The 6,490-nt window shown below is 63.0% G+C and carries 9 protein-coding genes; 3 read left to right on the top strand and 6 right to left on the bottom strand.

Features of this window, described 5'->3' with window-relative positions; genetic code table 11:
• Positions 1-78: 78 nt before the first annotated feature.
• Genes Q0W88_RS10135 through Q0W88_RS10110 form a run of 6 tightly spaced genes read right to left on the bottom strand, consistent with a single transcriptional unit; the run spans position 79 to position 4,159 of the window.
• On the bottom strand, positions 79-609 hold the full coding sequence (locus Q0W88_RS10135) for an adenine phosphoribosyltransferase (RefSeq protein WP_297803148.1): 531 nt from the start codon (positions 607-609) through the stop codon (positions 79-81).
• A gap of 3 nt (positions 610-612) precedes the next feature.
• Positions 613-1,332 (bottom strand): SIMPL domain-containing protein, encoded by a 720-nt coding sequence (locus Q0W88_RS10130; protein ID WP_297803145.1) that lies wholly within the window; start codon positions 1,330-1,332, stop codon positions 613-615.
• A 16-nt stretch (positions 1,333-1,348) separates the two neighbouring features.
• Positions 1,349-2,824: an anthranilate synthase component I gene (trpE, locus tag Q0W88_RS10125; protein WP_297803142.1), complete on the bottom strand. Its 1,476-nt coding sequence runs from the start codon at positions 2,822-2,824 to the stop codon at positions 1,349-1,351.
• Positions 2,821-3,489, bottom strand: coding sequence for a ribulose-phosphate 3-epimerase (gene rpe / locus Q0W88_RS10120; RefSeq protein WP_297803139.1), 669 nt, complete (start codon positions 3,487-3,489; stop codon positions 2,821-2,823). The genes trpE and rpe overlap by 4 nt, the downstream gene beginning before the upstream one ends.
• A gap of 8 nt (positions 3,490-3,497) precedes the next feature.
• Entirely contained in the window at positions 3,498-3,863 is a 366-nt protein-coding gene (locus Q0W88_RS10115) for a DnaJ domain-containing protein (RefSeq protein WP_297803136.1), read from the bottom strand.
• The gene (locus tag Q0W88_RS10110) at positions 3,860-4,159 is read right to left on the bottom strand and encodes a cytochrome c (RefSeq protein ID WP_297803133.1); all 300 of its coding nucleotides are present in this window, start codon (positions 4,157-4,159) and stop codon (positions 3,860-3,862) included. Before Q0W88_RS10110 ends, Q0W88_RS10115 begins: the two co-directional genes overlap by 4 nt.
• Before the next feature lie 73 nt (positions 4,160-4,232).
• On the opposite strand from Q0W88_RS10110, the gene Q0W88_RS10105 reads away from it, so the two are divergent.
• From Q0W88_RS10105 to Q0W88_RS10095, 3 genes are all read left to right on the top strand, one after another.
• Positions 4,233-5,126 (top strand): phosphoribosylaminoimidazolesuccinocarboxamide synthase, encoded by an 894-nt coding sequence (locus Q0W88_RS10105; protein ID WP_297803131.1) that lies wholly within the window; start codon positions 4,233-4,235, stop codon positions 5,124-5,126.
• Between the two features lie 4 nt (positions 5,127-5,130).
• Positions 5,131-5,595 carry an Mpo1-like protein gene (locus Q0W88_RS10100; protein ID WP_297803127.1) on the top strand — a complete coding sequence of 155 codons (465 nt, stop codon included), beginning with the start codon at positions 5,131-5,133 and terminating at the stop codon, positions 5,593-5,595.
• Positions 5,585-6,490: DMT family transporter (locus Q0W88_RS10095; protein WP_297803124.1), on the top strand; the 906-nt coding region annotated here is incomplete at its 3' end. The genes Q0W88_RS10100 and Q0W88_RS10095, both read left to right, overlap by 11 nt.

Here is a 6,490-nt window from a genome sequence, read left to right as displayed (position 1 = left end):
TTGTCGATCATCAAAAGCATGGCGGGGCGTTCCTGTTCCAGCCCCGTATTATCGCATGCTGGGGTGATGATGCCGTATTCAATACACCGCCAGACTGCGGATATCGGGAGACACGGCCTGGAGCCGGCTTCGCCCGCCCAGAAAGCCCAATTCGACCAGGAAGCTGAATCCGGCCGGTTCGGCGCCGGCATCGCGGATCAGACGCGCGGCCGCTTCGGCCGAGCCGCCGGTGGCCAGCAGGTCGTCATGGATCAGCACACGCTGGCCCGAACTCACCGCATCGCGGTGCATTTCGATGGTGGCGCGGCCGTATTCCAATTCGTAGCTGTGGCTGATTTTATCGGCCGGCAGCTTGCCGGCCTTGCGGATCATCACGAACGGTTTGCCCAGCCGCAATGCAAGGGCATTGCCGAACAGGAACCCGCGGCTCTCGATGCCGGCCACGGCATCCAATGCGGCACCGGCATAACTCACCGCCAGGGCATCCAGCACCTGGTTGGACAGTTCGGGATGCAGCAGCAGCGTGGTCACATCCTTGAACAGGATGCCTTCCTTGGGGAAGTCGGGCACATCGCGGATGGCGGCTTTGATGCGGGATTCGAGCGACATGGTTTACTTGGCCGCGATCAGATACACCACGTACACGTCTTTGCTAACCATGATCTGGCCTTCCTCCAAGGTGTCCCCCAGGGGCGGCGGCGGTGCGGCGGCCACATCCATGCTGCGGTACATGGCTTTGGCTTCGAAACCGATGCTCGGCGCGTCCTGGGAGATGGAATGGATACCGATGATTTTCAGGCCGAATTTGCCGAGCAGGGTTTCCGCCTGTTTTTTCACATCCACCACGGCGGCATCCAGCAGTTCGGCCTCCACCGCCTTCTGGCTGCTGAGCGACGGTGAAATGCCGCTGACCCGAATCTCTTCGCCGGCCGGCACCTGCGCCAGAAATTTCTGCAGACTTTTCTTGTCGTTGAATTTCGCCGCGATGTTGCGGGTCACCTGGTTGCCAATGAATACATTGCGCTGCGTGGTGTTGTCGTAGCGGTATTCGGGGTTGATGCTGATGTTGGTGGCGGTGATCTGCGCCGGCTTCAGGCCGGCGGCCTTCAGATTACCGACGATTTCTCCAGTTTTCTGTTCGACAACCGCACTGGCTTCCGCGGTGGACAGGCTGGACTTCTGCACGGTGATGCCGACTTCGAAGCGGTCGGGCGCCAGGCTGCGCTCGGCGTGGCCGCGCACCACCACATAGGGCGAGGCCGGAAGCGATTGCGCGGCAACGGTGCCGGCAAGCATCAAGGCGGAGAACACATAAGCCAATCGGATTTTCATACACACTCCTGGTTGATTACAGCCCCTGCGCCGCCTGTTGTACAGCGCGGAACAGGGCACGGCCTTTGTTCATGGTTTCCTGCCACTCCATGGCCGGCTGCGAATCGTAGACGATGCCGGCGCCAGCCTGCACGTGCAGCATGCCGTCCATGATCACGGCGGTGCGGATGGCGATGGCGGTGTCGGTATCGCCCCACCAGTTGATGTAGCCGACCGCGCCGGAGTAGATGTGGCGTTTGTGCGGCTCCAGCTCCTGGATGATTTCCAGCGCGCGGATTTTCGGCGCGCCGCTGACGGTGCCGGCCGGAAAGGTGGCGCGGAAGATATCGGCGAAGCCCAGCCCCTCTTTCAGGCGGCCCTGCACTTCCGAGACGATGTGCATGACATGCGAATAGCGCTCGATCACGAACCGCTGCGGCACGGTCACCGAATTCGGCTCGGCCACGCGGCCGACATCGTTGCGGCCCAGATCGATCAGCATCAGATGCTCGGCGCATTCCTTGGCATCGTTCAGCAGTTCGATTTCCAGCGCGGCATCGTGTTCGGCATCGGCGCCGCGCGGGCGGGTACCGGCAATCGGGCGCACGGTGACCCGGCCGTTCTTGGCACGCACCAGGATTTCCGGCGAGGAGCCGACCACCTGATAGGCGCCGAAATCCAGGAAATACATGTACGGCGACGGATTCAGGGCGCGCAAGGCGCGGTAGACATCGACCGGACGCGCCTTGAACGGAATGCTCATGCGCTGGCTCAGCACGACCTGGAAGGCATCGCCGGCGCGGATGTAATCCTTGGCCTTGGCCACGGCGGCGGTGAATTCGGGCTCGGAGAATCCGGACACGAAATCGGATTCATCCAGCAGCGAGGGATGCAGCACATCCGGGTAACTGCGCCCGGAATGGCGCAGGCGGTACACCAGCTCATCGAGCCGACGTTGGGCTTTGGCGAAGGCCTGCGGTTCGGACGGATCGGCATGCACGATCAGGTACAGCCGCCCTTTCAGGTTATCGAAGACGGCCACTTCCTCGCTGAGCAGCAGCAATGCATCCGGCACCGGCAAGGCATCGGGCTTTTGCGAGGCCGCCAGCTTGGGCTCGATCCAGGCAATGGTTTCGAAGCCGAAGTAACCAACCAGTCCGCCGGAAAAATCCGGCAACTGCGGCAGTTTCGGAACGCGGTAGCGCTCGCGCAATTCATCGACTTTCGCCAGCGGATCGGCCAGGGTTTCGGACGCGACGGTTACGCCGCAGTCCTGTTCTTCGAACCGGTGGCCGCGGAACACGAAGCTGCGCCGCGCCGGCAGACCGATGATGGAATAGCGGCCCCAGGTTTCGCCGCCCTCGACCGATTCGAACAGATAGGTGTTCGGGCCGTCGGCCAGCTTCAGATACACCGACAGCGGGGTGTCGAGATCGGACAGCACCTCGCGCACGACCGGAATGCGGTTGTATCCCGCGGCAACGGCCTGGTCGTACTCGGCTTGAGCGGTCATACGGCTTTGGCGATTTCGTCGCGCATGCGCCGTATGGTCTCGGCGTAATCGCCGGCGCCGAAAATGGCGGAGCCGGCCACGAAGGCGTCGGCACCGGCTTCAGCCACGGCACCGATGTTGTCGATCTTGATGCCGCCATCGACTTCCAGACGGATCAGGCGGCCGGTTTCGCGGATGCGTTCGCGCACCAGACGGATCTTATCCAGCGCCTGCGGAATGAAGCTCTGGCCGCCGAAACCGGGATTGACCGACATGATCAGCACCAGATCGAGCTTGTCGAGCACATGATCAAGCACGTTCAGCGGCGTGGCCGGATTCAGCACCAGACCGGTCTGGCAGCCGCTGTCGCGGATCAGGCCGATGGTGCGGTCGATGTGCTCGGAGGCTTCCGGATGGAAGCTGATCAGACTGGCGCCGGCCTTGGCGAAATCCGGAATGATGCGATCGACCGGCTTGACCATCAGATGCACATCGATCGGTGCGGTCACGCCGTGCTTGCGCAGGGCCTCGCAGACCAGCGGGCCGATGGTGAGGTTCGGCACGTAATGGTTGTCCATCACGTCGAAATGCACCCAGTCGGCACCCGCGGCGAGGACGGCGTCGACTTCTTCACCGAGCTTGGCGAAGTTGGCGGACAGGATGGACGGGGCGATGATCGGTTTCATGGCGGGCCTCAAGGGTGTTGCCGGCGTTTGCGGATTTCTTCATAAGCCGCATTGATGTCGCGTGCGCGGCGTTCGGCCAGTTCCTGGATTTCAGGAGCGGCATTGGCGACTTTGTCGGGATGGTATTCCGACATCCGCCGCCGGTAGGCGGCATCGATGGCGTCCATGTCGGCGCTTTCATCGACATCGAGCACCGCATATGGATCGGAACCGCTTCCGGCCGTCGGGGCGTCGGATTTGCGTTTTCCGGAAAATGCGCCGGAATCGTACAGATGGCCGATGACGATGCCGACGATGATGAACACCGGACGGCGGAGCAGCAGGCCGATCAGACCGCCGATGATTTTGCCTTTCCACTGTGAGAGTGCATTCATTTGCGGCATCCGGGTTGATTGGCGTACCAGGCCGCGAGACTTGCGATGTCTTTCGGCTGCAGGGTGTTGGCGATGCTGTTCATCACCGGGTGTTTCCGGCTGCCGCTGCGGTAGGCGTTCAGCGCCGTGACCAGATAGGCTTCGTGCTGGCAGCGCAGGATCGGGTTGACCGCCGTCCGGCTTTGGCCGTCGGCGCCGTGGCAGGCGGTGCACTGGCCGGATTTCGGCGGCGCCTTGCTTTGGCCGGCCGCCCAGGGGCTGAATGCGAGCAGGAGAAGGAAAAGGACGCGGGACATGCCGGTATTCTAGCAGTCAGCACGCCCGCTTAGCGGTACAATAACGAAAGTCCGCGCTCATCAAGGTTTCCCCGTGGCCACCACCCTGCACACCTCCGATCTCGACCTGCCCCTGCTGCACCGCGGCAAGGTCCGTGACGTCTATGCCCTGCCCGGCAACCGCCTGTTGATGGTCGCCTCCGACCGTTTATCGGCCTTCGACGTGGTCCTGCCCGACCCCATCCCCGGCAAAGGCGAAATGCTGTGCCAGATTTCCAACTTCTGGTTCGGCAAAACCGCGCACCTGTGCCCCAACCACCTGACCCATGAACCGGTCGCTGAGGTATTGCCGGCGGGCGTGGATGCCGCGCTGTACGGCAAGCGCTCGGTGGTCGCCAAGAAACTGAAAGCCCTGCCGGTGGAAGCCATCGCCCGCGGCTACATCATCGGCTCAGGCTGGAAGGACTACCAGGCCAGCGGCGCCATCTGCGGCATCCGGCTTCCGGCCGGATTGCGCCAGGCCGAACAGCTGCCGGAACCCATCTTCACCCCGAGCACCAAGGCCGCGGTCGGCGATCATGACGAGAACGTCGGATTCGATGTGGTGGTGGCGAAGATCGGCGCCGAGCTGGCCGAGCAGGTCCGCGCCAAAACCCTGGAAATTTACGGTTTTGCGGCCGAATATGCCCGTGAACGGGGCATCATCATCGCCGACACCAAGCTGGAGTTCGGTCTGGATGAAAACGGCGTGCTGCACGTGATGGACGAAATGCTGACGCCGGACTCCTCGCGTTTCTGGCCGGCCGACACCTACCGGGTGGGCATCAGTCCGCCCAGCTACGACAAACAGTACGTGCGCGACTACCTGGAAACCCTGGACTGGAACAAGACCGCGCCCGGCCCGCACGTGCCGGCCGAGATCATCGCCGCCACCCGCGGCAAATACGCCGAAGCCCTGCTTCGCCTTGCCGACATCACCGTGGAGTAAACCCATGCGCCGCATCGACGAACTGCTGACGAATTATTCGAACGACCACCAGAATCCCGCCAATCAGCGCATGCATCTGGTGTGCGTGCCGCTGATCGTGTGGACGGTCACCGCCATGCTCTGGTGCATTCCGGTGCCGGAGAGCCTGCTCAAGCCCGGCTTCTGGTTCGCCTTCGCGCTGTTCTTCACCTGGATGTACTACTGGAAGCTGTCCAAGCCGCTGGCGCTGGGCAGCCTGGTCGGTTTCGTCGCTTTCGGTTTCATCAACTACGCGCTGGCCGCCCGCTTCGGCATCGATGGTCTGCTCAAGATCGCCATCGGCGTGTTCGTCGTGGCCTGGATCGGCCAGTTCATCGGCCACAAATGGGAAGGCAAACGCCCGAGCTTCTTCACCGATCTGGTCTATCTGCTGATCGGTCCGCTGTGGACGCTGAGCAAGCTGTACAAGAAGGCCGGCATTGCCCTCTGAAAGCGGACGCCTGAGCGGCCGTGAACTCGGCCTGGTCACGCTGATCTGCCTGGCCTGGGCCGGCAATTTCATCACCTCGAAACTGGCACTGCAGGATTTTCCGCCGTTCCTGTTCACCGCGCTGCGCCTGCTGCTGCTGAGCCTGCTGCTCGGCGCCTTCCTGAAGCTGCCGCCGCGCGCGGTCTGGCCGCGGCTGCTGGCCGTGGCGCTGTTCAACGGCGTTCTGCATTTCGCGCTCAGCTTCTGGTCGCTGAAACTCTCGCACAACATCGCTTCGCCGGCAATCGTGATGCAGAGCTACGTGCCGATGGTGGCCCTGCTCGGCTGGTGGCTGCTCGGCGAGAAATTCCATTGGCGCACCGGCACCGCGATTGCGGTCAGCTTTCTCGGCGTGCTGGTGCTCGGCTTCGACCCGGCCATCCTGGCCGACCCGCTGCCGCTGGGTTTGATGCTGGTATCCGCCCTGTTCATCGCACTCGGCACCATCGCCATGCGCGGTCTCAAGATGGATCTGATCCAGCAGCAGGGCTGGACCGCCGCAATCGGCCTGGTTCCGATCTGGCTGATGAGCGTGCTGGTGGAAGGCAATCCGCTGGCTCACATCCAGAACGCCGGCCTGCAGGCCTGGATAGGCGTGTTTTACGCGGCGCTGATTGCGTCACTGGTCGGCCACGGCCTGTTCTTCGTCTTGATCAAGCGCCATCCGGTGGCGATGATCACGCCCTATCTGCTGACCGCACCGCTGCTGGCGGCCATCCTCGGCGTCGTCTTGCTGGGCGACCACGTCGGCATCCGGGTCTGGATCGGCGGCGCCATGGTGCTGTCGGGCGTGCTCGGCGTGGCCCTGCGCAATCTGCAGAAAGCCAAGCCGGAACCACCGGTGGCGGCCGACTTG

Source organism: Arenimonas sp. GDDSR-1, from assembly GCF_025980345.1.
Taxonomy (GTDB): Bacteria; Pseudomonadota; Gammaproteobacteria; order Xanthomonadales; family Xanthomonadaceae; genus Arenimonas.
The sequence above is the reverse complement of the archived record's forward strand: the minus strand, read 5'-3'. Positions and strand labels throughout refer to the sequence as shown.

What these genes read in the sequence shown, in the direction of transcription:
- Q0W88_RS10135 (WP_297803148.1), bottom strand. Translation starts at nt 609, where the DNA reads ATGTCGCTCGAATCCCGCATCAAAGCCGCCATCCGCGATGTGCCCGAC.
- Q0W88_RS10130 (WP_297803145.1), bottom strand. Translation starts at nt 1,332, where the DNA reads ATGAAAATCCGATTGGCTTATGTGTTCTCCGCCTTGATGCTTGCCGGC.
- trpE (WP_297803142.1), bottom strand. Translation starts at nt 2,824, where the DNA reads ATGACCGCTCAAGCCGAGTACGACCAGGCCGTTGCCGCGGGATACAAC.
- rpe (WP_297803139.1), bottom strand. Translation starts at nt 3,489, where the DNA reads ATGAAACCGATCATCGCCCCGTCCATCCTGTCCGCCAACTTCGCCAAG.
- Q0W88_RS10115 (WP_297803136.1), bottom strand. Translation starts at nt 3,863, where the DNA reads ATGAATGCACTCTCACAGTGGAAAGGCAAAATCATCGGCGGTCTGATC.
- Q0W88_RS10110 (WP_297803133.1), bottom strand. Translation starts at nt 4,159, where the DNA reads ATGTCCCGCGTCCTTTTCCTTCTCCTGCTCGCATTCAGCCCCTGGGCG.
- Q0W88_RS10100 (WP_297803127.1), top strand. Translation starts at nt 5,131, where the DNA reads ATGCGCCGCATCGACGAACTGCTGACGAATTATTCGAACGACCACCAG.